Source organism: Novosphingobium chloroacetimidivorans (assembly GCF_014204535.1).
GTDB classification, from domain to species: Bacteria; Pseudomonadota; Alphaproteobacteria; order Sphingomonadales; family Sphingomonadaceae; genus Novosphingobium; species Novosphingobium chloroacetimidivorans.
In genome coordinates this window covers 56,174-78,732 of the sequence record NZ_JACHLR010000001.1, presented here as the reverse complement: position 1 = coordinate 78,732, position 22,559 = coordinate 56,174, and the positions used below count along the sequence as shown (strand labels likewise).

Below are 22,559 nucleotides of genomic sequence, written 5' to 3'. Positions count from 1 at the left end.
CGTTTCGCTGCAGTGCAGTATTTCTATAGCGTCGCAAGTCACAGATCAATTGCAATACGCGGCAAATGGCTCGTGTTCTTCGCATCTGCGAAGAGTGTTGCAAAAATATCAGGCGGGCCGCTGTGGACCCGCCCTGAGTTCAAGCCGCGGTGTGAGGGTGTACGCCGGCCAAGTTACTCAAGATGCGACCGGAAGTGGTCGAAGGACATCGGCCGGGCCCGTGATCCGGTCATTATGGCCAATGTGGCGACGACGGTTGATCCATTCGGTCAAGGTTTCCGCCGTGGTGTGATCCATGGCCTTGACCCTGTCCAGGTCCAGGTGGACGGAGCGATCCGCCGGCTGGTTTTCCAGGACCGCATTGAGCCTGGTCAAACCGAGGAACGTCGCGGCTCCCGCCAGTTCGACACGGTACGCACCGTTGTCTTCGTGCTCGTGCACCTTCAAGCGGATGTCGCGGATGTGCGGCAGGACTTCGACCAGCGAAAGAGCGAGGCCGACCAGCACGCCGGTCAACAGGTCTGTGGTCACCACCAGCACGAACGTCACCGTCCAGATTACCGCCGGCAAAGGACCGTGCGCCTTGAACAGGTGCTGCACGTGCTTGAGGCTGACCAGCCGCCAGCCGGTCACGACCAGCACGCCGCCCAGGGCCGCCATCGGGACTTCCCGCAGGAGCCAGGGCAACAGCGCGACGAAGCCGAGGATCCACACACCGTGCAGCACGGCGGAAAGTCGGGTCCGTGCACCGGCCTGCACGTTGGCCGAGCTGCGGACGATCACGCCGGTCATCGGCAGGGCACCGAAGGCACCGCACAGGAAGTTGCCGATGCCCTGCGCCCGCAGTTCCTTGTTGTAGTTGGTGCGCACGCCGTCGTGCATGCGATCCACTGCCGCCGCCGAAAGAAGCGTCTCGGCACTGGCGATGAACGCGATGGCCACGGCGGCGACCAGCAGCGCGGGGTTGGCGAGTGGCGCGAGCCACGCGGAGCTCGTCGGCAAAGCGAAGGCAGCAGCGAGCGAGGCGGGGACCTCGATCCGCGCCACGCCCAGCCCCATCGACCAGGCAACGGCGGTCGCCGCCAGCACGCCCAGGAGCGCGCCGGGAACGAGCGACAGCGACTTGGGCCGCAGCTTCTCCCAGCCGAGCATGACCACGATCGTCAGCACGCCCAGGCCAAGCGCCAGTTCGGTTGCGGCCACATCGGCGAAGTTGAGCCCGAGCACGCGCTCGGGCATCGCCGCCATGTTCTGCAAGCCGCTAGACATGGGCTTCTTGTCGAACAGGATGTGGAACTGGCCGATCACGATCAGCGCGCCGATGCCGGCGAGCATGCCGTGGACCACCGCCGGGCTGATGGCGCGGAACAACCCGCCCATCTTGAGCCATCCCGCCACGAGCTGCAGCACACCGGCGAGCAGCAGCACGGGGCCCAGCGCTTCGATGCCATGCTCGCGCACGAACTCGAAGACGATGACGGCAAGGCCGGCGGCCGGGCCGCTGACCTGAAGCGGAGACCCAGCAAGCAGACCGACGACGATGCCGCCGATGATGCCCGTCACCAGGCCGCGCTCGGGCGGCACGCCCGAGGCGATCGCGATGCCCATGCACAGCGGCATTGCCACCAGGAACACGACGATCGAGGCCGTGAAGTCCCGCGTCAGGTGGGCGAAGGGCCCGGTGCGCTCCTCGGCCGTGCCGCTGGTATGGGCGGGTGTCATTCCGCGGCCTCAGCCATCACATAGCCGGAGCGCGCACGTGCCGGGATGGCGACCGGCAGCTCGCGGTCCTCGCGAAGCGGCACGAACTCGCCCGTCTCGCCATCGAGCGCGAGCACCTGGCCCGCATGGATGTCGACGAACCAGCCATGCAGCGCCAGCTCACCCCGCGCCATCGCAGCCGCGACCGAAGGGTGCGTGCGCAGATGATTGAGCTGTGCGTTTACGTTCTCCAGGCTGACCGCGCGCACGCGCTCACCTTCCTTGAGATTGGGCTGGCAGGTGCTCACCACGTTCTCGGCCGCGCTGCCATGCTTCAGCCAGGCAGCGACGTTGGGCATCGCATCCAGACCGACCGGATTGCTGAGCGCCTTCATCGCGCCGCAGTCCGAGTGACCGCAGACGATGATGTCGCGGATGCCAAGCGCCACCACCGCGTACTCGACAGTCGACGTAACGCCGCCGTTCTGAGTGGCATAAGGCGGAACCATGTTGCCGGCGTTGCGGCAGACGAACAGGTCGCCGGGGCCCGCCTGCATGATCTGCTCGGGGACAATGCGCGAGTCCGCGCAGGAAATCATCAGCGCCTTGGGCTCCTGCCCATGGGTGGTGAGCTTCTTGAACAGTTCGCTGCTGGCGGGGAAAGTGGTCTTCTCGAAGCTGAAGACGCGGCCGATCAACTCGTTCACGTGCGATACCCTTCTTTGTGGATTCTCGCGCAACCCGCATGGATCGCGTCATGCACCACGAGGTACGGCGCTATGGTGTCCGTCTCCACGCGCTAACGTGACGAAGTTTTGCTGCGGTGCGGCGGCGAGCGCGCGAACGGCACACCCGATCGAGGCCTATGCGGATGGGAGCGGCAGCCTTATCGTTGCTCGCAGGCCTCCTTCGGGGCGGTTGCGCAGCTCGAGGGTTCCGTTTTCCGCCCTGACGGACTTGCGCACGATGGCAAGACCCAGACCCATGCCGGCGGTGTCTCGCGTTCGTGCCGTGTCGAGCCGAACGAAGGGCTGCAGCGCCTCTGCCACGCGGTCCTCCGGAATGCCCGGCCCGTCGTCCTCGATCACGATCTCGGCTTCGTCACCCCCTCGACGAACCTGGACGTGCACGTTGCCGCCATAGTGCAGCGCGTTCTCGATGAGGTTGGAGAGTGCCCGTCTGATCGCGACCGGTCGGGCGACGATCTCCAGGCTCGGCAGCCCGGAATAGCGTGCCAAGCCGCCATGATCGGACGCGGCATCGACCAGCGTCTCGGCCATGACGGCAAGGTCGATGCGCTCGGCCTGGATCGATCGACCGTCGCTCTCGACGTAGGCCTGGATCGATTCCAGCAGCATGCGCATCTCGTCGATGTCGTGGTTCAGCCCGTCCCGCACCTCGGGATCGATGCTTTCGTCATCGAGGCGCAGCCGCATCCGCGAGAGTGGCGTCTTGAGATCATGGCCGATCGCCAGCATCGTCTGGGTGCGATCGGCGAGCGAGTGGTGGATGCGCTCCTGCATTTCGTTGAGCGCGCGGATGAGGCTGCGCAACTCGTCCGGACCGCGCTCGGGCACGGGATTGGGCGGCCCGGCGCCAAGCTGGCGCGTCGCGACGATCAGGCTGCGCAGGGGCTTGAGCGTTGCGCGCAGCAGCACCCAGCCAAGCGCGATCAGCAGCAGCGTCGGCAGCACGAGGCTGATCACCCGGCCCAGCGTCAGCTTCCAGGCGGCATTGGCGTGCGTGTGGAAACGCAGGACACTGCGGTCGGCCAGGCGGATCGAGCCGCCGATGTTGCCGCGGCCCGGCAGGCCTTCGAGGTGCAGTTCGATGTCGCCCAGTGCCAGCTCCGGCTCGATCTCCACCACCTGGGCGCGCAAGTTGGCCAGGCCCAGCGAGCCGCGTTCACGTGCCTCGGGCGGCACCAGCGACATCCGGAACCGGCCGGTGCTGAGCGTTCCAGCCACATGGACCCGTTCGGACCTGGGCGTGCGCTCCAGCGTGCGGGTCGCCAGGACGACGTTCTCGGCAATGCGCTCGGCATCGTCGCGTCGAAGTTCGAAGGCGTTCACCCGCTCGAACAGGAACGAGCTGGCAGCGAAATCGACGATGAGGACCAGGATCAGGACCGCCAGCAGGCGCTCCGGCAAGCCGAGCCGCCGGATCAAAGCGACGATCCTGCCCCCCATCAGCCGCGCTTCACATCCGCCTTGAACATGTACCCGACGCCGCGAACCGTGACGATCGGTGGCTCGCAGCCGCCGGCCTGCAGCTTGCGGCGCAGGCGGCTGACGAGCACGTCGATGCTGCGATCCGAACTGTCCCCGATACGCGCACGCGAAAGCTCCATCAGGCGTTCGCGGCCGAGCACCCGCTGCGGATAACCCAGGAAGGTGATCAGCAGGTCGAACTCGGCGCCCGTCAGGTCGACGATGGCGCCGCTGGCGGATCGCAGCTCGCGCCGCGCGAGCGAAACCTGCCAACCATCGAACGTGATGGTGTCGGGCGCGCGACCTTCCTGCAGGCCCTCACCCGCGCCGCCGTCCAGCGAGTTGTTGCCACGGCGCAGGACCGCGCTGACCCGGGCCGCCAGCTCGCGCGTGCTGAACGGCTTGACCAGGTAGTCGTCGGCACCCAGCTCCAGACCCAGGACGCGATCCTCCTCGCTGCTGCGCGCGCTGACGAAGATGATCGGCATATCGCTCTCGCGCCGAAGACGGCGGAACAAGTCCAGGCCGCTGGTACCCGGCAGCATGATGTCCATCACGATCAGGTCGACGCTGGTCTCACGCAGGGTGATCCACATCTCGGCGCCGGTGGCGGCGGTGAGGACGTGGAAGCCGCTTTGCCGCAAGGCACGCGCAGTAAGGGTTCGCAAGGCGCCGTCGTCTTCGACGAGGAGGATGGTCTGCGGAGAAGTCATCGCGTGTGAATAAGCCTTTGGCGCTGCGGAGGGTTCTAGCCACACCCTGCCCAGGTTCCAAGCAGATTGGCTGGGTCGTGCGGCCCAAGAGCCCGCCCCTTCATTGTAAGGAGCGCCAAACCTGCGTAGCCGATGTGTCGGCAACCCTACATCGGCGTGACGAAACATTGCCCGGCGTGACTTTCTTAACAAGAGTTTAGCGGCAGACCCCGCCGGCGAACGACCTTCGCGCCTGGTCGAGGTGCAGGTGATCGGCATGCGCGGCGTTGTAATCGGGCGAAAGCACGGTGCCGAACTCAAGGCATGCGGCATCGCGTGCCTGGTGGAGGAAATCGGCGGCATCATCATCGCCCACCCAATCCGGCCGCACGACGATGCGGCGGCCGTCGTCCAGCACGAAAGCGGCGATGTCGATCGCGTTGCCGGTGGCATGCTCGCTCCAGTTGCCGTTGCTGCCGCCACCGATGCGACGGCAGTTGCTGGTGCCATAGTGTTCCAGGGCGACCACTCGAGTGCGCAGGATGCGTTCGGCGGCAGGCTGGACACCGTGGCGGAGCCAGCGCGCGAGCCCGGCGTCGACTGCGCACGTCGCCTGTGCGCCCGTCGGGCGCAGCGCGAGGCCGGGCGTGGCACCGCCCGGTGCGGCATTGGTGGCCGCAAGCACCTGGCGGTCCTCCCGGCGGCACGATCCCTCTCCGACCGGATCGAGCTGCGTGAAGGCGATGCCGCTTCGGCGCAGGAAGGCGCGGCACTCCGAGGGATCGCTGCGCAGGCTGGCGATCTTGCCGTCGGTCATCCATCCGCCCGGCGCATCGGCAAGGCGCAACGGCGCCCAGGGATCATAGGACGGATGCTCACGCAGCCAGGCGCGACCGCCGGCAACCGCCGCGATCAGCACCAGTCCGGCGAGCAGCCAGCGATCGAGGGCAAAGCGCATGCGCGATCAATCCGCGATGGGGAGTTTGGCTGCGGCGAATGGCCGATGGGGCGACACGCTCAGTGGAAGTCGCGTGACTTGGGGATGACCCGCACGTCGCGCGGGTGCCCTTGGTGGAACCCGCACTCGCGACTGCCGGGACCGGGCGGCGTCCACTGGTCGTATTCGATCGGCTTGAAGGGGTCATCCTTGCCCGTGCGCAGATCCTCGCGAGGGCCCCACTTGCTCGGCAGCGGATTGTTGCAGTGGTCGGCGCGCGCGATCGTGGCGGGCAGCAGATCCTCGGACAGGCGGTGCAATTCGTGCGTGGCATCGGTCATGTGCGCGGCGATGACGTGAATCACCTCGTCGTCGTACTCGACCCGGCCACGCACTTCCATCAGCCGCGCACCCATGACGACGCGGCGCTGCTTTTCCTTGAGGTCGGGCCAGACCACCAGATTCACCACGCCGGTCTCGTCCTCCAGAGTGATGAAGCACACGCCCTTGGCGCTGCCCGGCCGCTGGCGGATCAGCACCACGCCCGCGACCTGCACCATCGAGCGGAACTTGCGGCTGCGCAGATCGCAGGCCCGTACGAAGCCGCGATCGGCCAGGTTCGCGCGCAGGAACGCCATGGGATGTGCCTTCAGGCTGAGGCGCTGGGTCTGGTAATCGGCGACCACCTCCTCGCTCAACGGCATGCGCGGCAGTTTGGTGAGCGCCTTCTCGGCCCCCTCGTCCCGCGCCGCCGCAGCGGCGAACAGCGGCAGGTCGGGCGCCGCGATCAGGCTGCGCGACTCCCACAAGGCCTGCCGCCGCGAAAGTCCCAGCGAACCGAATGCATCGGCCGCGGCCAGCCGCTCGATCAGCGCCGGCGACACCCCTGCCCGCTCGCGCAAATCGGTGACATCGCGGAACGGACCGCCTTCCGCGCGCGCGGTGACGATCCGCGCCGCGGCGGCCTCGGGAAACCCGTCGATCTGGCGCAGCCCCAATCGCAGTGCGATGTGCTTGTCGAGGCGCCCCTTGTCCTCCCCGGCACGGGGAGGGGGACCGCGACGCGCAGCGGCGTGGTGGAGGGGACTCTCGACAAGGCACGGCGACTGCGGCGACTTCCCACCACCATGCTGCGCATTGTCCCCTTCCCCGTGCCGGGGAGGACCGAAATCCTCCAGCGTACAGTCCCAATCGCTGCCGTTCACGTCCGACGGCAGCACCGCGACCCCATGCTCCTTAACGTCGCGCACGATCTGCGCCGGCGCATAGAAGCCCATCGGCTGCGAGTTCAGCAGCGCGCACCCGAAGGCCGCCGGAAAGTGGCACTTCAGCCAACTGGAGACATAGACCAGATGCGCGAAGCTGGCGGCATGGCTCTCGGGAAACCCATACTCGCCAAAGCCCTTGATCTGGTTGAAGCAACGCTCTGAAAAGTCGGGATCGTAGCCACGCTCGATCATCCTGCCGACCATCCGCTCCTGCAGCACGTCCACCATGCCGCGTGACCGGAACGTCGCCATCGCCTTCCTGAGCTGGTTCGCCTCCTTGTTCGAGAACTTGGCCGCATCCAGGGCGATCTTCATCGCCTGTTCCTGGAAGATGGGTACGCCCAGCGTGCGCCCGATGATTGACGTCAATTCATCCGGAGGTCCATGCTCGGGAGATGGTGCGGGAATCTGGACCACCTCCCCGCCACGTCGCCGTTTCAGGTAGGGATGGACCATGTCGCCCTGGATCGGCCCAGGCCGCACGATAGCCACCTGGATCACAAGGTCGTAGAACTCACGCGGGCGCAATCTGGGCAGCATGTTCATCTGCGCCCGGCTTTCCACCTGGAAGACGCCCAATGAATCTCCCTTCTGCAGCATCGCATAGACTTCCGGGTCCTCGCGCGGCACCGTGGCGAGTGTCAGGCTGCGGTCGTGGTGGTCCTCCAGCAAGTCGAGGCACTTGCGGATGCAGGTCAGCATGCCGAGCGCCAGCACGTCGACCTTGAGGATGCCAAGCTCGTCGATATCGTCCTTGTCCCATTCGATGAACGTACGTTCGGGCATGGCCCCGTTGCCGATCGGCACTGTCTCCGTCAGAGGACCCTGGGTGAGGATGAAGCCACCCACATGTTGACTAAGATGGCGAGGCATTCCAATAAGTTGTTCGGTCAGCGCGAGAACGCGTCTAAGATGCGGATCGCCAGCGTCCATTCCCGTTTCCTGTACGTGCTTCTGGCCGATCTCCGTGCCCCAGCCGCCCCAGACCGTCCGGGCCAAAGCTGCCGTCACGTCCTGAGTCAGGCCCATGGCCTTGCCCACTTCGCGGATGGCCATGCGGGGGCGGTAGTGGATTACCGTGGCACACAAACCTGCCCGCTCGCGCGAGTAGCGCTTGTAAACGTACTGAATCACTTCTTCGCGCCGTTCATGCTCGAAGTCGATGTCGATATCAGGCGGTTCGCTGCGCTCCTCTGAGATAAAGCGATCGAACAACAAGGCGTGTTCGGCAGGGTTCACCGACGTGATTCCCAGGCAGTAGCACACCGCGGAGTTCGCTGCCGATCCCCTGCCCTGGCACAAGATCGGCGGCTCCTGGCTGCGGGCGAAATCGACGATGTCCTTGATCGTCAGGAAATACCTTGCCAGCTCCTTGCTGCCGATCAGTGCCAGTTCCCTGACCAACGTCTCTTCCACATGCTGCGGCATGCCCTTGGGAAAACGGTCCTTGGCGCCAAGCCAGGTCAGCTGTTCCAGGTATGCTTGATGATCCAGGCCGGTGGGGCAGATCTCTTCAGGATACTCGTATCTCAGATCCTCGAGACTGAACTCACAGTCATCCGCCAGCGTCCGTGCGGCGGCGATGGCATGCGGCCAGCGTGCGAACAGATGCGCCATCTCTTCCGGCGACTTGAGGTGCCGCTCGGCATTGGGTTCAAGCAGCCAGCCCGCCTGGGCCACGGTAGTCTTGTGGCGGATCGCCGTCATCACGTCCTGCAGGGGGCGGCGCGTAGGCTCGTGATAGAGCACGTCGTTGGTGGCAAGGATGGTCAGTGCGTTTCGGCCGGCCAACGCATCCAGCGCATCGATCCGGGCCACATCGTCTCCGCTGTAAATGTAGGAGGCGGCAACATGGCGCATACTCGGCAGCTGTGCGGTCAAGTGTGGAACGAGGTCCAGCCAGGCAGCCTTGAACGGGGTCAGAGTTCTATCTTCAACCTCTTCAAGGATGGAAAGAGCAACGACGTTGCTGGGAATGGCGATCTCGTACTCCGATTTCAGATCGCGCGGAGGGACCAGGATCAGGTGCACGCCTTCGGCATGATCGGCGAGCATCTGCAGCGATATCTCGCATATGCCCTTGTCCTGCCACTCGCCCGAGAGCGTGCCCATGCGCCCTGCCGAAATCAAGCGACAGAGGCGGCCATATGCGGCGCGATCCCGTGAGTAGGCCAGGAACACCAACCCTTCGACGGTCTCGATCCGACAGCCGATCACGGGTCGCAGCTTCACGTTCTTGCACTGGCTATGGACGCGCACCACGCCGGCCATGGAGTTGACGTCCGCGATGCCGATGGCATCGTAGCCCAGCTGCCAGGCACGCTCGACCAGTTGCGCCGCATCCGACGCGCCGCGCAGGAACGAGAAGCAGCTGGCGATGCCCAGTTCCACGAATGGCGCAGGCTCGGGCGGTTCGACGGTATCGGGATCGATGTCGATCCGGCGGCGATCCGGGGTGAGTGGGGCTTCGGGCATGAGAGGTCAACGGAACTGCGGGGATGATCGTTCCTGATATGTTCTATTGATCCTGCTGGATAGTGGGAGAGCTGCAGGTTTCCCACAGCATGGGTTTAACTACGAGTTTGCCGGCCAGGGTCGTCCCCATATGCTCCGCTAACGCTCGTCACTGCCGCAACCGGTCCCGGGTCAAGCCCGGGACGGCGCGTTACTCCGCCAGACCGGCCCAGACGCTCTTGATGCGTTCGAAGAAGCCCTTCGATCCCGGGCATTCGTCGCCGGTTTCGGTTTCCTGCAGTTCGCGCAGGAGTTCCTTCTGGCGCGCTGAGAGCTTGGTCGGTGTTTCGACCGAGATCTCGATCACCATGTCGCCGCGGCCGCGACCCTGCAGCACCGGCATGCCGGCGCCGCGCTTGCGCAGCTGCTTGCCCGATTGGATGCCGGCGGGGATATCCACGGCGAGGCGTTCGCCGTCGATACCCGGAATCTCGATATCACCACCCAGCGCCGCCGTGGTGAAGGTGATCGGCACCCGGGTGACCAGCGTCGTGCCCTCGCGCTCGAACACGGCGTGCCGCTTGACGTGGAGGAAGATGTAAAGGTCGCCAGGAGGGGCGCCGAACGGCCCAGCCTCGCCCTTGCCTGAAAGGCGGATGCGGGTGCCGGAATCCACGCCCGGCGGGATGTCGACTTCCAGCGTCTGCGGCTTGTCGACCCGGCCCTCGCCCCGGCAGACACGGCAGGGCTTCTCGATCACTTCGCCGCGGCCATGGCAGGTCGGGCAAGTGCGCTCGACCACGAAGAAGCCCTGCTGCGCGCGGACCTTGCCGTGGCCGCCGCACATGGTGCACCGGCGCGCGCCGGTGCCGGGCTCCGCGCCAGAGCCATGGCACGGCTCGCACGCGGCCGAGACTTCGATCTCGATCTCGGTCTTCTTGCCGTGGAATGCCTCTTCGAGGCTGATCTCCATGTCGTAGCGCAAGTCGGCGCCGCGACGCGCCTGCTGGCGTCCGCCGCCTCCGAAGGCCTGGCCGAAGATCGATTCGAAAATGTCGCCGATGTCGCCGAAGTCAGCACCACCCTGCCCGCCGCCGGGGCCACCGTTCTGGAACGCGGCATGGCCATAGCGGTCGTAAGCCGCGCGCTTCTGCGGGTCCTTGAGGCAGTCGTAAGCGACGCTGATCATCTTGAAGCGGGTTTCCGCTTCCTTGTCGCCCGGGTTCTTGTCCGGATGCCACTTCATGGCGAGCCGCCGGTACGCGGACTTGAGCGTCTTGTCGTCTGCCGTCCGCTCGCATTCGAGCAGTTCGTAGAAATCGATTTCAGTTGCTGACACGTCGCTTCACCCAACCGTGCCGCTGCCGTTCGAGGCCGCCGCACTCCACTCGTCATTGCGAGGAGGCGAAGCCGACGAAGCAACCCATCGCGGCATGGCGCGGCCCTGGATTGCTTCGCTTCGCTCGCAATGACGATCCATTTGCCTAGCTCACCCCACCGAAACGCCAACCGCCGCCGGCGCGCGATGCACCAGCGGCGGCCAGGGTTTTCATCAGGTTATCAGCCCTTGTTCTCGTCGACTTCCGAGAACTCGGCGTCGACCACGTCATCGTCGCCGCTGGCACGCGCTGCCGCTGCGTCGGCATCCGGCGAGGCAGCAGAGGCCTGCTCCTTCTCGTAGATCGCCTGGCCCAGCTTCATCGCCACTTCGGTCAGCGCCTGCGACTTGGCCGTGATCTCGGCGGTATCGCCGCTCTCGATCGCGGTCTTGGTCGCAGCGATCGCGGCCTCGATCTCGGACTTCAGCGATGCGTCGATCTTGTCGCCATGCTCGGCCAGCTGCTGCTCGGTCGCATGGACGAGGCTGTCGGCGTTGTTCTTCGCCTCGGCCCCTTCGCGGCGCTTCTTGTCTTCTTCGGCGAACTTCTCGGCATCGCGGACCATCTGGTCGATGTCGCTGTCCGAGAGACCGCCCGAGGCCTGGATGCGGATCTGCTGCTCCTTGCCGGTGCCCTTGTCCTTGGCGCTGACATTCACGATGCCGTTGGCGTCGATGTCGAAGGTCACTTCGATTTGCGGCACGCCGCGACGCGCCGGCGGAATGCCGACCAGGTCGAACTGGCCGAGGATCTTGTTGTCCGCCGCCATCTCGCGCTCGCCCTGGAACACGCGGATCGTCACCGCCTGCTGGTTGTCCTCGGCGGTCGAGTAGACCTGGCTCTTCTTGGTCGGGATCGTCGTGTTGCGGTCGATCATCTTGGTCATGATGCCGCCCAGCGTCTCGATACCCAGCGACAGCGGGGTCACGTCGAGCAGCAGCACGTCCTTGACGTCGCCCTGGAGGACGCCGGCCTGGATCGCGGCACCCATCGCGACGACCTCATCGGGGTTCACGCCGGTGTGCGGGTCCTTGCCGAAGAAGTCCTTCACGGCATCGCGCACCTTGGGCATGCGGGTCATGCCGCCGACGAGCACGACGTCGTCGATCTCCTTGGCCGAGATGCCGGCATCGGCCAGCGCCTTGCGGCAAGGATCGAGCGTGCGCTGGATCAGATCGGCGACCATCTTCTCGAGGTCGGCGCGGGTGACAGTTTCGACCAGGTGCAACGGCGTGGTGGCGCCGCCTTCCATGCGCGCGGTGATGAAGGGCAGGTTGACCTCGGTCGTCGCCGTCGAGGACAGCTCGATCTTGGCCTTCTCGGCCGCTTCCTTCAGGCGCTGCAGAGCCAGCTTGTCGGTGCGGAGATCCATGTTCTCCTTGGCCTTGAACTTGTCGGCCAGCCACTCGACCAGCTTGGTGTCGAAGTCCTCACCACCCAGGAACGTGTCGCCGTTGGTGCTCTTCACCTCGAACACGCCGTCGCCGATCTCCAGGATCGAGACGTCGAAGGTGCCGCCGCCAAGGTCGTAGACCGCGATGGTCTTGCCGTCCTGCTTGTCGAGGCCATAGGCCAGCGCGGCCGCGGTCGGCTCGTTGATGATGCGCAACACTTCAAGACCCGCGATCTGGCCGGCGTCCTTGGTCGCCTGGCGCTGCGCGTCGTTGAAGTACGCGGGCACGGTTATCACCGCCTGCGTGACCGTCTCACCCAGGTAGCTCTCGGCGGTTTCCTTCATCTTCTGCAGGATGAAGGCGCTGATCTGCGACGGGCTGTAGTCCTCGCCCCCAGCGCTGACCCAGGCGTCGCCGTTCTTGCCGCGCGTGATGGTGTATGGGACCAGCTCGGTGTCCTTCTTGGTCACCGGGTCGTCGAAGCGGCGGCCGATCAGGCGCTTCACCGCGAAAATCGTGTTGTCGCCGTTCGTGACCGCCTGGCGCTTCGCCGGCTGGCCGATCAGGCGCTCGCCGTCCTTGGTGAAGGCGACGATCGAAGGCGTGGTACGCGCGCCTTCCGAATTCTCGATGACCTTGGGCTTGCCGCCGTCCATGACCGCGATGCAGCTGTTGGTCGTGCCAAGGTCGATACCGATTACTTTAGCCATTATCCCCATTCCTCACGTCAATTGAAGACACCGCGCGGATCGCCTCCCCCTGCGGAGCAAGGCGGCTTGGCGGCTCGGTGACGTCCCCATGAAGGGCGTGTCGTCGGCGGGCGATATAGGACGGGTTTTGCTTGGCACAAGAGCGGTGTGCAGGCATGAGACGGCGCGAATTGCACTGCCAGAATGAGAGCCATCGGCCATGAGAATGCATCGTACCGCCCTGCTGTCGGCGCTGCTGCTCGCTGCGGCGATAACGGGGTGCAAGGGAGGCGAGGCACCGGCTCCCGAAACGAGCACCGGCGCGAACGAGAGCGTCGACGCGCTTGGTCCCGATGCCAAGCCGGGCGTCACGGCAGGCGCCGCGCGCCTCGTGCTGCCGGTCATCGCTGGGCGGCCCGGCGTCGTCTACTTCCGGGTGGCGAACAATACGTCTGCCAAGATCACGCTCGCGGGCGTACACGTGCAAGGTGCCGGCAAGGCGGAGATGCACCGCACCTCCGGCGGCAAGATGACGCCGGTCGAGCAAGTGCCGATCGATGCAGGCGCATCCATCGCTTTCGTGCCGGGCGGCTTGCACATCATGGCATTCGACATCGAGCCAAGCCTGAAGGCCGGAGATCGAAGCGAGCTCACGCTGACTTTCTCCGACGGGGACAAGATATCGGTGCCGCTCAAGGTCGAGGCGATGGGCGCAAACTCGGGCGGCATGGCGGGGATGAGCCACTGACGCCCACGCTCGCTTCGCCCTGTGCCTGCCCGCCTGGCGGCGATCGCCCGCTGACGGAAGGCGAGCGTGCGCTGGTCGCGGGCATGTTCGGCAAGGCGATCGACTGCGACCCGGTGCGCGTGACGCGCCGGCGCTGGTTCCCGTTCCAGCCGGTGGACACGCTGATGGCGCCATGCGGGCACGTCCACTTCCACCCGCGATCCCAGCTCTATGTCGATGATTTCGCGGTCGCCGGACCGCAGGCGCAGGCGCTATTCCTGCATGAGATGACCCATGTCTGGCAGACGCAGCATCGTGGACGCTGGTACCTGCCGCTCATGCGCCATCCACTCTGCCGCTACGACTACACCTTGCGACCGGGGTGGCGACTGGAACGCTACGGCCTGGAGCAGCAGGCGGAAATCGTGCGCCATGTGTTCCTGCTGGAACGTGGGATGCATGTGCCGGGCGCGCCGCCGCTGGAGAGCTACCGCGGCGTGCTGCCGTTTCGGTGAGCGACACGCGAAGGTTCGGCTACATTTTTAAGTCTGCAGCAACCATCTCCTGTTGGAAACTCTAAAGGTCGGCGCGGTACTATTTCCTGGGCAACAGGAAACCAAACTCATGCGAAAGTTCATAGCCGCCGCGCTGCTTGCATCCGTGAGCACCGGGACGGTTCAAGCACAGTCGACCTATGTCTGGTCGGCGCCTCCGTCCGCGGCAGACGGCCGGGTGTTCAAGTATTACCTGCCAATGGGCACGCCGATCATGCTGCGCACCCGCACGCAAGTGAATACCAGGGAAGCCAACCTTGGCGATCGGGTCTACCTGGAAGTTGCGGAGCCCATCACGTTCCAAGGGCAGACGGTCATCCCCGCAGGCGCGCCGGTGGTCGGTGAGGTTGCCTCGCTCCAGCGCAACGGGCATTTTGGGCGCAAGGGCAAGGTCGCCGTTCGTCTTATCGAAGTCCAGACGCCGAGCGGGCCGGTCCGCCTTTCCGGTGACGCCTACGATGAAGGCACCTCCGGCACCGTCGTATCCTTCGGTACGATCATGCTTGTGTCGACGCTTGGCTTCCTGATCCACGGCACCAGTGGCAACATCGCCGCGAATTCAACCGTGAAAGCCCATCTGGCCGAGAACATGAATTTCCGTTGGCAAGATCCGCAGGCGCGTCAGGCCTCTGCCGCGATCGAGGCATCGCCGGACCAGACCCCGGCGCGTGCTGCATCGCTCGATAGGCGCGAGGTCGCTTCGCAGCCCTCTGGCTGATCGCAGCCCCGTATCGCTAACGCATGAAGGGCGCGGAATGCATCGGCATCCGCGCCCTTCTTCGTACTGATTCTAGGTCGGCCTCAGCAATCGCGGTCGTAGTAGCGGCGACCGTCGCGGTCGTAGCGGTAGCAGCCGCCGTTGCGGTCCTTTTCGACCTGCGACCCGGCGACCGCACCCGCGGCGGCACCGATCGCAGCGCCTGCGCCGACGTCGCCGGCAAGAGCGCCTACGCCCGCGCCGATCGCGCCGCCGGCAAGGGCGCCTTCGCCGCCGTAGTTCGAAGCGCAACCGCCAAGCGCCAGTGCGCCGGCAGCCATGACGGGGAGGATGAACTTACGCATGACTTGTCTCCGTGACCCAACAATGTTCTGTGCTGGGCTAACGGGGAGCGGGCAGGGTTGTTCCTGGATTGAAGGCGGACGGTCGCAAGTAACGGGTGATTGAGCGGCGGAGCAACCAACGCGCAACAATGCAGCCGGTCATTGTCGCCCCGGACCGGATCCGAAAGCGATACCTTCGCGTCGCGAGCCGTCCCGAAGGCATCCCGGCGGTAGGCTCATCGCTGGCAAAAAACGGTCCCGGGTCGAACCCGGGACGACGTGTCCCTGCAACGTCCTTGGTGGATCAATCCGGCTTCTTGGCCACGGCGACCATCGCCGGCCGCAGCAGACGATCCTTGATCATGTAGCCGGCCTGCAGTTCTTGCAGCACGGTGCCGGGCTCTGCATCGCCGGAAGGCAGCTCGATCATCGCCTGATGCTGGTTGGGATCGAGCGGCAGGCCCACCGCGGCGATGCGGCTGATACCGTGCGAGGCAAAGACCTTCTCGATCTCGCGCCCGGTCGCCTCGATGCCCGCCACCAGGTTCTTCATCTTCTCGTCCTCGCGCAGTTCGGCAGGGATCGCCGAGAGCGCACGGGTGAGATTGTCCGAGACGGAGAGGATATCGCGCGCAAAGCCGGTCGCGGCATAGGCGCGGGTGTCGGCGATGTCCTTTTCCAGGCGGCGGCGCACGTTCTGCGTCTCTGCCTTGGCGTAGAGCACGTCCTGCTTGGCGACTTCCAGATCCTCGCGCAGACGCGCAAGCTCTTCGGCTCCGCGATCGACGGTTTCCGCGTTCTTCTCCAGCAGCTCCTCAGGAACGCCCTTAAGTTCTTCGGCCACGGCCTTGTCTTCAGGCTGCGTGTTCTGATCGATCATGTCGTGTAGGTTCCAGCTATCCGATGAGTTTGCTCAGGCTCTGGCCCAGGCTCTGAGCGGTGAAGTCCACCATGGGGACGACGCGCGCATAGTTCAACCGAGTGGGGCCGATTACCCCCACCACGCCGACCACCCTGCCCTCGCGATCGCGATAGGGCGAGGCGATCACGGAAGACCCGCTCAGCGCGAACAAGCGGTTCTCCGATCCGATGAAGATGCGCGCCGATCGGGCATCGCGCGCCATGTCGAGCAAGTCGGCCACCGACTGCTTGTTCTCCAGGTCGTCCAGCAGCGAGCGAACCCGCTCCAGATCCGAAAGCGCCGTTTCGTCGAGCAGGTTGGCCTGGCCACGCACGATCAGCACGCGCCGGCGCGCCGCATCCTCGCTCCACACGGCGAGCCCGCGCTGCACCAGGTCCTGGCTCGCGGCATCGAGCGCGCTGCGACCCGAGGCGATGTCGGCTTTCATCGCCACCGCCGCTTCGCTCAGCGTACGTCCGGCGAGATGCGCGGTGAGATAGTTGGAAGCTTCCTCAAGCGCGCTCGGCGGGATCGGAGCGGACAGCTCGATGATGCGGTTCTCGACCGAACCGTCGGCGCCCACGAGCACGGCGAGCACCCGGCGCTCGGCGATGGACAGCAGCGAGATCTGCCGCAGCCGCGCCTCGCGTTGCGGCACCATGACGACGCCGGCGCCGGCGCAAAGATCGGACAGGATCGCACTGGTTGCCTCCAGCGCGGCCTCGATCGGACCGGGTCCGGCGATGCGGCTCTCGATCGCGGCGCGCTCCTCGCGGGTCGGTTCCGCGACTTGCATCATGCCATCCACGAACAGGCGCAGGCCCGACTCCGTCGGCATCCGACCGGCACTGGTATGCGGCGCCGCCAGCAAGCCCAAGGTCTCGAGATCCGCCAGCACCGATCGAATCGACGCCGGCGAGAGATTCACCCCGCCCCCGCCCGCCAGCGTGCGCGAGCCGACGGGCTGCCCCGTCTCCAGGTAGCCTTCCACCACCAGGCGGAAGATGTCCCTGGCGCGCGCAGTCAGTTCGATGATCGGCGGTGTGGTCACGACATCCTATCTAACCATCGGCCCTGGCGCCTCAAGCCCCTCTTGCGGCCATAACCCCAAAGCGCCTAGGGCGCGCGCAGATCTTTCAGATATCTTCCAGAGGACACCTCCCATGCGACCATCCGGCCGTGCGCCTGACGAAATGCGCGCCATCGACATCCAGACCGGCTTCACCAAGCACGCGGAAGGATCGGCGCTGATCTCGTTTGGCGATACCCGCGTGCTGGTCACCGCCAGCGTCGAGGAGAAGGTTCCGCCGTTCCTGCGCGGCAAGGGCGAAGGCTGGGTCACTGCCGAGTACTCGATGCTGCCCCGCGCCACCCACACGCGCGGCAGCCGCGAGGCCGCGAAGGGTAAGCAGTCGGGTCGCACGCAGGAAATCCAGCGGCTTATCGGTCGTTCCTTGCGCGCCGTGGTAGACATGAAGAAGCTGGGCGAGCGCCAGATCGTTCTCGACTGCGACGTAATCCAGGCCGATGGCGGCACCCGCACCGCCTCGATCTCGGGCGCCTGGGTGGCGCTGCGCGTCGCCGTCGACAAGCTGATGGCCGAAGGCAAGATCAAGGAGGACCCGATCACGGCCCAGGTCGCCGCGGTATCCTGCGGCATTCACGAGGGCACGCCGGTGCTCGACCTCGACTATATCGAGGACAGCAATGCGCACTCCGACGCCAACTTCGTGCTGATCGAGGGCGGCCTCATCGCCGAGGCGCAGGCGACGGCCGAAGGCGCGGCTTACGACGAGGAAGCGCTGCTGCGCCTGCTGCGCCTGGCCCGCATCGGCTGCGAGAACATCTTCGCCGCGCAGGCCAAGGCCGTGGGGCGGTAAGAACACACTCAATCCCGAAACTCGTCATCCCCGCGCAGGCGGGGGCCCCGCTTGTTCTTTGACCTTGGATTGAAGAAAGCCGGATCCCCGCATGCGCGGGGATGACGAAACTTTTCGCGGGGATGACGAAATTGGGAGAACGCGCATGACCCGCAAACTCGATGGCAGCCGCCTCGTCATCGCCACGCACAATGCAGGCAAGCTCAAGGAGATCGGCGCCCTGCTCGCTCCTCACGGCATCGAGTGCGTCTCGGCCGGCGCGCTCGGCCTTCCCGAGCCGGATGAGACCGGCACCACCTTCGTCGAGAACGCACTACTCAAGGCGCATGCCGCAGCGAAGGCCGCGCAGATGCCGGCGCTCGCCGACGACAGCGGCCTGTCGGTCCTGGCACTCGGCGGCCGGCCGGGCGTCTACACCGCCGATTGGGCCGAGCGGCAATGGTTCGAGGGCGATCCGGGCCGCGACTGGTACATGGCCATGGGCAAGGTCGAGGGTCTGCTCGCGCAGATCGGCCCCGAGGCGGATCGTTCGTGCTGGTTCTCGTGCGTGCTGGCGATCGCCTGGCCGGATGGCGACGAGGCGGTCTACGAAGGTCGGGTGGACGGCACGTACTCGTGGCCTCCGCGCGGAACGATGGGCTTCGGTTACGATCCGGTGTTCGTGCCGCGTGGGTTCGACATGACCTTCGCCGAACTGCCGCCTGAAGAGAAGCACCGCATGAGCCACCGCGCCGATGCCTTCGCCAAGCTGGTCGCAGACCAGTTCGCGTGAGCCGTCGACCCGGACTTTATCCGGGTCCGGTTCCGACACTTCCCGATCTCTCGTTGAGAGCACGGTAAGCTGCGCGCCGCAGCCAGCTCCGGACATGACGCAGCCTGCTCCGGATCAAGTCCGGGACGACATCGAGAAAAGCTGCTAGGCACGCGCTCATGGCCCGCGCCCTCTATATCCACTGGCCGTTCTGCCTGGCGAAATGCCCCTACTGCGACTTCAACAGCCATGTGCGCGACCGCGTCGATCATGCGGATTGGGAGCGAGCGCTCCTCGCCGACATGCGCCGCGAAGCGGAGCTTGCCTCGGGCGAGACGTTGACCTCGATCTTCTTCGGTGGCGGCACGCCCTCGCTGATGCCTCCCGCGCTGGTCGCGCGCTTGCTGGAGGAAGCCGAGCGGCTTTGGGGGTTCGATCCCACCATAGAGATCACGCTGGAAGGCAACCCGTCCTCGGTCGAGGCGGCGAACTATGCCGTGCTGGCGCGTGCCGGGATCAATCGGGCCTCGCTCGGATTGCAGGCGCTGGACAATCAGACGCTGCGTTTTCTCGGCCGGCTGCACAATGCGGACGAGGGACTTGCGGCGCTGGAGGTCGCGCAGCAGCACTTCGGGCGCGTGACCTTCGACCTCATCTACGCCCGACCTGGCCAGACGCTCGCGCAGTGGCAGGCGGAGCTCACGCGTGCGCTCGGCTTCGGCACCGGTCATCTCTCGCTCTACCAGCTGACGATCGAACCCGGCACCCGGTTCGAGACCATGGTGCGCAAGGGCGACTTCACGCCACTGGACGAGGATGGCGCCGCCGACATGTTCGAGCTTACGCGCCAGGTGACTGCCGCTGCCGGCTTGCCCGCCTACGAGATCAGCAACCACGCACGGCCTGGCGAGGAGAGCCGCCACAACCTCACCTATTGGCGCTACCAGGATTATTGCGGCATCGGCCCCGGCGCGCATGGGCGCAGGGGCGGCGTTGCCACCGTGCGCCACCGCAAGCCGGAGAACTGGCTCGCCGCCGTGGCGCGACAGGGTGACGGGATTGCCGAGAGCCGCACCCTCGGCCGCCGGGAGCAAGCGGCCGAGGCCATGCTGATGGGCTTGCGACTGGCGGAAGGCGTGGACCTCGCTCAACTGAGCGCAAGGCTTCAGGTGCCCACCAGCGAACTGTGCGACGCGAGGAAGCTGGCGTTCTATCAGGACCAGGGGCTCGCCTGGCAGCGTGGTTCGCGCATTGGCGTCAGCGATGCGGGCATGCCGTTGCTCGACGCCTTGCTGGCGGAACTGGTGCCAGCAAGCCTGGTCGAGGCGTGACACGCGCCGATATCCTCGAGGCCTGGGGCGAATACCTTGCCAAGAGCCGCCGCCGCTCGCCGCACACGGTGCGCGCCTACGTCGCGACGGCCGCGCGGTTGATCGGGCAGGACGAAACGGACTGGGGCCACCTGTCCCGGCTCACGGCTGGCGACTTGCGCCGCCATCTTGCCGGTCGCCGGGAGGACGGCCTGACCAACACTTCGGCCGCGCGGGAGCTGTCCGCGCTCAAGGCCTTCCTGATCTTCGCACGGGAACAGGCCGGCCTCGCGGACATGGCGCTTCCGCGCATTCGCGGCCCGCGGGTGAAGAAGGGCCTGCCCCGTCCCGTCACCCCCGACGAGGCGATCAACCTTGCCGTTACGGTCGAGGAGGACGCCGCCGAGCCCTGGATCGGCGCGCGCGATCGCGCGGTGCTGCTGCTGCTATACGGCGCCGGAATGCGCATCGCCGAGGCGCTGTCGCTCACCGGCGCGGCGCTGCCGCTGGGTGAGACGCTGCTCGTCACCGGCAAGGGCGGCAAGCAGCGCGTCGTGCCGCTGCTGCCGATCGTGCGCGAGGGTATCGGCGATTACCTGGCCAAGTCCCCCTGGCCCTGCGGCCGCACCGACCCGCTGTTCCGCGGCGTCAAGGGCGGGCCATTATCGCAAGGCATGGTGCAGCGGGCGATGGCACGCGCGCGGGTCGGCTTGGGCCTGCCGCCCACCGCGACACCGCACGCGCTGCGACACAGCTTCGCGACGCACCTGCTGGGCGCCGGAGCCGACTTGCGCAGTTTGCAGGAGCTGCTGGGCCACGCCAGCCTGGGGTCGACGCAGATCTACACGCAGGTGGACGCAGCGACGCTGCTGGACGTCTACCGGAATGCTCACCCGCGCGAACTCACGTAGAGTTCAGCGCTTGGCGCGCGGCTTCCAGGTCACGACGCGATACATGTAGTACACGGCCGTTAGCGCCGCGACCGCGATGGTCGCCCAGCCCAGCCACTGCTCCGCTTCGGCGAAGGCGCGACCGGCCCAGCGGCCGAGCACGATCAGCAACGCATTCCAGATCGCCGCGCCAGCCGCGGTGTAGGCGAGGAACTGCCAATGCTTCATGTGCGCGAGGCCCGCCGGGATCGATACGACGGAGCGGAACATCGGCATGAACCGCAGCACGAACACCACTGCGCCGCCGTGCTTGCGGAAGAAGCGGGTGCCCGTTTCGACATCCTCCCACTCCATCGTCAGCCAACGGCCCCAGCGGTCGACGAAAGGCTGCAGGCGTTCGTAGCCCAGCCGATCGGCAACTAGAAACAGAACGTAGTTGCCCAGCGCCGAGCCGATCGTGCCGGCGATCAGCAGCGGCACGAACTGCATGCTCCCGCGCGCGACCGCTAGACCGCCCACGCCCATGATCAGCTCGGACGGGATCGGCGGGAAGATGTTCTCCAGCGCCATCAGCAAGGCGATGCCCCAGTACCCGCCGCCCTGGATGAGCTGGATTATCCAGGTGTTCATGAGGCTGGAACTCCAGGGATTGCGTCCACATCCACCCGTCGCTCCCGCGCAGGCGTGGGCCCCGCTTCCCTCTGCGCTTCCGCGATCGTCAAAGAACAAGCGGGGTCCCCGCCTTCGCGGAGACGACGGCTGGAGTTTACGATCAGGAGCGCGTCATCGCCGCGTGGCGGCGCTCGATGGCGTCCCAGATCAGCGCGCCGGTGTCGCTGCCGTTGAAGCGGTCGATCGCCACGATGCCTGTCGGCGAGGTCACATTGATTTCGGTAAGCCATTGTCCGCCGATCACATCGATCCCGACGAAAACCAGCCCGAGGCGCTTCAGTTCCGGCCCCATCGCCGCGCAGATCTCTTCCTCGCGCGCGGTGAGCTGAGTCGCTTCCGCCGAGCCGCCGACCGCGAGGTTGGAGCGGAACTCGCCTTCGCCCGGACGACGGTTGATGGCGCCGGCGATCTCGCCGTCTACCAGGACGATGCGCTTGTCGCCTTTGCTCACCGACGGGAGAAACGGCTGGACCATGAAAGGCTCGGGCCAGACCTGCCCGAACAGCTCGGCGAGCGCGCCCAGGTTAGAGCCGTCGGCGGGCACGCGGAACACCGCCTTGCCGCCATTGCCGTGGAGCGGCTTGACGACGAGGTCGCCCGGATGCGCGGCATGGAAGCGGCGCACGTCCTCCACTCGGCGCGCGATGAACGTCGGCGGCATGAACCGCGCATAGTCCAGCACCATGACCTTCTCGGGCGCATTGCGGACCGAGACGGGATCGTTGACCACCAGCGTCGTGCCCGCCAGTCGCTCCAGCAAGTGGGTGCCGGTGATGTAGCCCAGGTCGAACGGCGGATCCTGGCGCATCAGCACCACGTCGACGTCCGTTGCCAGATCGATCAGCCGCGGCTCGTCGCGGGTGTAGTGATCGCCCTGCACGCGCTGCACCGTGATCGGCGAAGCCCATGACGTCAGGCGCCCGCCTGCGCCTTCCGACGTGTCGTAGGCCAGCGATCGCACGTCGTAGTGTAACAGCGAGTGCCCGCGCGCCTGCGCCGCCAGCATCAGCGCGAAGGAGCTGTCGCCCGCGATGTTGATCGTCTCGAGCGGGTCCATCTGGACTGCGACGCGTAAAGCCATGCTGTTTCTCGTCTAAGGGCCGTTCCTG

At 66.1% G+C, this 22,559-nt stretch carries 20 protein-coding genes; 7 read left to right on the top strand and 13 right to left on the bottom strand.

What is annotated here, in order from left to right; all coding sequences use genetic code 11:
* Positions 1–177: 177 nt before the first annotated feature.
* The 8 genes from HNO88_RS00335 to dnaK form a co-directional block, all read right to left on the bottom strand.
* Positions 178–1,722, bottom strand: a complete 1,545-nt coding sequence (locus HNO88_RS00335; protein ID WP_184241641.1) for a SulP family inorganic anion transporter — start codon at positions 1,720–1,722, stop codon at positions 178–180.
* On the bottom strand, positions 1,719–2,408 hold the full coding sequence (locus HNO88_RS00330) for a carbonic anhydrase (RefSeq protein ID WP_184241640.1): 690 nt from the start codon (positions 2,406–2,408) through the stop codon (positions 1,719–1,721). Before HNO88_RS00330 ends, HNO88_RS00335 begins: the two co-directional genes overlap by 4 nt.
* Before the next feature lie 156 nt (positions 2,409–2,564).
* Positions 2,565–3,890, bottom strand: a complete 1,326-nt coding sequence (locus HNO88_RS00325) for an ATP-binding protein (protein ID WP_184241639.1) — start codon at positions 3,888–3,890, stop codon at positions 2,565–2,567.
* Positions 3,890–4,624, bottom strand: coding sequence for a response regulator transcription factor (locus HNO88_RS00320; RefSeq protein ID WP_184241638.1), 735 nt, complete (start codon positions 4,622–4,624; stop codon positions 3,890–3,892). Before HNO88_RS00320 ends, HNO88_RS00325 begins: the two co-directional genes overlap by 1 nt.
* A gap of 196 nt (positions 4,625–4,820) precedes the next feature.
* On the bottom strand, positions 4,821–5,561 hold the full coding sequence (locus HNO88_RS00315) for an extensin-like domain-containing protein (RefSeq protein ID WP_184241637.1): 741 nt from the start codon (positions 5,559–5,561) through the stop codon (positions 4,821–4,823).
* Positions 5,562–5,620: 59 nt separating this feature from the next.
* Complete coding sequence (locus tag HNO88_RS00310; RefSeq protein ID WP_184241635.1) at positions 5,621–9,283, bottom strand: error-prone DNA polymerase; 3,663 nt, start codon at positions 9,281–9,283, stop codon at positions 5,621–5,623.
* Positions 9,284–9,473: 190 nt separating this feature from the next.
* Positions 9,474–10,601 carry a molecular chaperone DnaJ gene (gene dnaJ, locus HNO88_RS00305; protein ID WP_184241633.1) on the bottom strand — a complete coding sequence of 376 codons (1,128 nt, stop codon included), beginning with the start codon at positions 10,599–10,601 and terminating at the stop codon, positions 9,474–9,476.
* A gap of 221 nt (positions 10,602–10,822) precedes the next feature.
* Positions 10,823–12,745, bottom strand: coding sequence for a molecular chaperone DnaK (dnaK, locus tag HNO88_RS00300; protein WP_184241631.1), 1,923 nt, complete (start codon positions 12,743–12,745; stop codon positions 10,823–10,825).
* A gap of 199 nt (positions 12,746–12,944) precedes the next feature.
* On the opposite strand from dnaK, the gene HNO88_RS00295 reads away from it, so the two are divergent.
* The 3 genes from HNO88_RS00295 to HNO88_RS00285 all read left to right on the top strand — a co-directional run bounded on the left by HNO88_RS00295 (position 12,945) and on the right by HNO88_RS00285 (position 14,723).
* Positions 12,945–13,472: a copper chaperone PCu(A)C gene (locus HNO88_RS00295; RefSeq protein ID WP_184241629.1), complete on the top strand. Its 528-nt coding sequence runs from the start codon at positions 12,945–12,947 to the stop codon at positions 13,470–13,472.
* An 83-nt stretch (positions 13,473–13,555) separates the two neighbouring features.
* The gene (locus tag HNO88_RS00290) at positions 13,556–13,966 is read left to right on the top strand and encodes a vgr related protein (protein WP_246381069.1); all 411 of its coding nucleotides are present in this window, start codon (positions 13,556–13,558) and stop codon (positions 13,964–13,966) included.
* Between the two features lie 109 nt (positions 13,967–14,075).
* Positions 14,076–14,723 (top strand): hypothetical protein, encoded by a 648-nt coding sequence (locus HNO88_RS00285; RefSeq protein ID WP_184241627.1) that lies wholly within the window; start codon positions 14,076–14,078, stop codon positions 14,721–14,723.
* Between the two features lie 83 nt (positions 14,724–14,806).
* On the opposite strand, the gene HNO88_RS00280 is transcribed toward HNO88_RS00285, so the two are convergent.
* The 3 genes from HNO88_RS00280 to hrcA all read right to left on the bottom strand — a co-directional run bounded on the left by HNO88_RS00280 (position 14,807) and on the right by hrcA (position 16,998).
* Positions 14,807–15,067, bottom strand: a complete 261-nt coding sequence (locus HNO88_RS00280) for a YMGG-like glycine zipper-containing protein (protein ID WP_184241625.1) — start codon at positions 15,065–15,067, stop codon at positions 14,807–14,809.
* A gap of 283 nt (positions 15,068–15,350) precedes the next feature.
* Positions 15,351–15,926, bottom strand: coding sequence for a nucleotide exchange factor GrpE (gene grpE, locus HNO88_RS00275; protein ID WP_184241623.1), 576 nt, complete (start codon positions 15,924–15,926; stop codon positions 15,351–15,353).
* A 16-nt stretch (positions 15,927–15,942) separates the two neighbouring features.
* Complete coding sequence (gene hrcA / locus HNO88_RS00270; protein ID WP_184241621.1) at positions 15,943–16,998, bottom strand: heat-inducible transcriptional repressor HrcA; 1,056 nt, start codon at positions 16,996–16,998, stop codon at positions 15,943–15,945.
* A 112-nt stretch (positions 16,999–17,110) separates the two neighbouring features.
* Between hrcA and rph the strand changes: the two genes are divergently transcribed.
* The 4 genes from rph to HNO88_RS00250 all read left to right on the top strand — a co-directional run bounded on the left by rph (position 17,111) and on the right by HNO88_RS00250 (position 20,799).
* Positions 17,111–17,827 carry a ribonuclease PH gene (gene rph / locus HNO88_RS00265; protein WP_184241619.1) on the top strand — a complete coding sequence of 239 codons (717 nt, stop codon included), beginning with the start codon at positions 17,111–17,113 and terminating at the stop codon, positions 17,825–17,827.
* A gap of 145 nt (positions 17,828–17,972) precedes the next feature.
* Complete coding sequence (rdgB, locus tag HNO88_RS00260) at positions 17,973–18,599, top strand: RdgB/HAM1 family non-canonical purine NTP pyrophosphatase (RefSeq protein WP_184241617.1); 627 nt, start codon at positions 17,973–17,975, stop codon at positions 18,597–18,599.
* Between the two features lie 158 nt (positions 18,600–18,757).
* Entirely contained in the window at positions 18,758–19,909 is a 1,152-nt protein-coding gene (hemW, locus tag HNO88_RS00255) for a radical SAM family heme chaperone HemW (RefSeq protein ID WP_184241615.1), read from the top strand.
* Positions 19,906–20,799, top strand: coding sequence for a tyrosine recombinase XerC (locus tag HNO88_RS00250; RefSeq protein ID WP_184241613.1), 894 nt, complete (start codon positions 19,906–19,908; stop codon positions 20,797–20,799). Before hemW ends, HNO88_RS00250 begins: the two co-directional genes overlap by 4 nt.
* A 3-nt stretch (positions 20,800–20,802) precedes the next feature.
* On the opposite strand, the gene HNO88_RS00245 is transcribed toward HNO88_RS00250, so the two are convergent.
* Both HNO88_RS00245 and gshB read right to left on the bottom strand, forming a co-directional pair.
* A complete protein-coding gene (locus tag HNO88_RS00245) occupies positions 20,803–21,408 on the bottom strand; it encodes a DedA family protein (protein WP_184241611.1) in 606 nt (201 codons plus the stop codon).
* Positions 21,409–21,550: 142 nt separating this feature from the next.
* Positions 21,551–22,531, bottom strand: coding sequence for a glutathione synthase (gene gshB, locus HNO88_RS00240; RefSeq protein WP_184241608.1), 981 nt, complete (start codon positions 22,529–22,531; stop codon positions 21,551–21,553).
* Between the last annotated feature and the right edge of the window lie 28 nt (positions 22,532–22,559).

Excerpts from the sequence above, each read along its gene's own strand:
- HNO88_RS00280 (WP_184241625.1), bottom strand. The coding sequence starts at position 15,067 with ATGCGTAAGTTCATCCTCCCCGTCATGGCTGCCGGCGCACTGGCGCTT.
- gshB (WP_184241608.1), bottom strand. The coding sequence starts at position 22,531 with ATGGCTTTACGCGTCGCAGTCCAGATGGACCCGCTCGAGACGATCAAC.
- HNO88_RS00335 (WP_184241641.1), bottom strand. The coding sequence starts at position 1,722 with ATGACACCCGCCCATACCAGCGGCACGGCCGAGGAGCGCACCGGGCCC.
- HNO88_RS00325 (WP_184241639.1), bottom strand. The coding sequence starts at position 3,890 with ATGGGGGGCAGGATCGTCGCTTTGATCCGGCGGCTCGGCTTGCCGGAG.
- rdgB (WP_184241617.1), top strand. The coding sequence starts at position 17,973 with ATGACCCGCAAACTCGATGGCAGCCGCCTCGTCATCGCCACGCACAAT.
- dnaK (WP_184241631.1), bottom strand. The coding sequence starts at position 12,745 with ATGGCTAAAGTAATCGGTATCGACCTTGGCACGACCAACAGCTGCATC.
- HNO88_RS00295 (WP_184241629.1), top strand. The coding sequence starts at position 12,945 with ATGAGAATGCATCGTACCGCCCTGCTGTCGGCGCTGCTGCTCGCTGCG.
- HNO88_RS00290 (WP_246381069.1), top strand. The coding sequence starts at position 13,556 with ATGTTCGGCAAGGCGATCGACTGCGACCCGGTGCGCGTGACGCGCCGG.
- rph (WP_184241619.1), top strand. The coding sequence starts at position 17,111 with ATGCGACCATCCGGCCGTGCGCCTGACGAAATGCGCGCCATCGACATC.
- HNO88_RS00320 (WP_184241638.1), bottom strand. The coding sequence starts at position 4,624 with ATGACTTCTCCGCAGACCATCCTCCTCGTCGAAGACGACGGCGCCTTG.
- grpE (WP_184241623.1), bottom strand. The coding sequence starts at position 15,926 with ATGATCGATCAGAACACGCAGCCTGAAGACAAGGCCGTGGCCGAAGAA.
- HNO88_RS00315 (WP_184241637.1), bottom strand. The coding sequence starts at position 5,561 with ATGCGCTTTGCCCTCGATCGCTGGCTGCTCGCCGGACTGGTGCTGATC.
- HNO88_RS00285 (WP_184241627.1), top strand. The coding sequence starts at position 14,076 with ATGCGAAAGTTCATAGCCGCCGCGCTGCTTGCATCCGTGAGCACCGGG.
- HNO88_RS00245 (WP_184241611.1), bottom strand. The coding sequence starts at position 21,408 with ATGAACACCTGGATAATCCAGCTCATCCAGGGCGGCGGGTACTGGGGC.
- HNO88_RS00310 (WP_184241635.1), bottom strand. The coding sequence starts at position 9,283 with ATGCCCGAAGCCCCACTCACCCCGGATCGCCGCCGGATCGACATCGAT.
- hemW (WP_184241615.1), top strand. The coding sequence starts at position 18,758 with ATGGCCCGCGCCCTCTATATCCACTGGCCGTTCTGCCTGGCGAAATGC.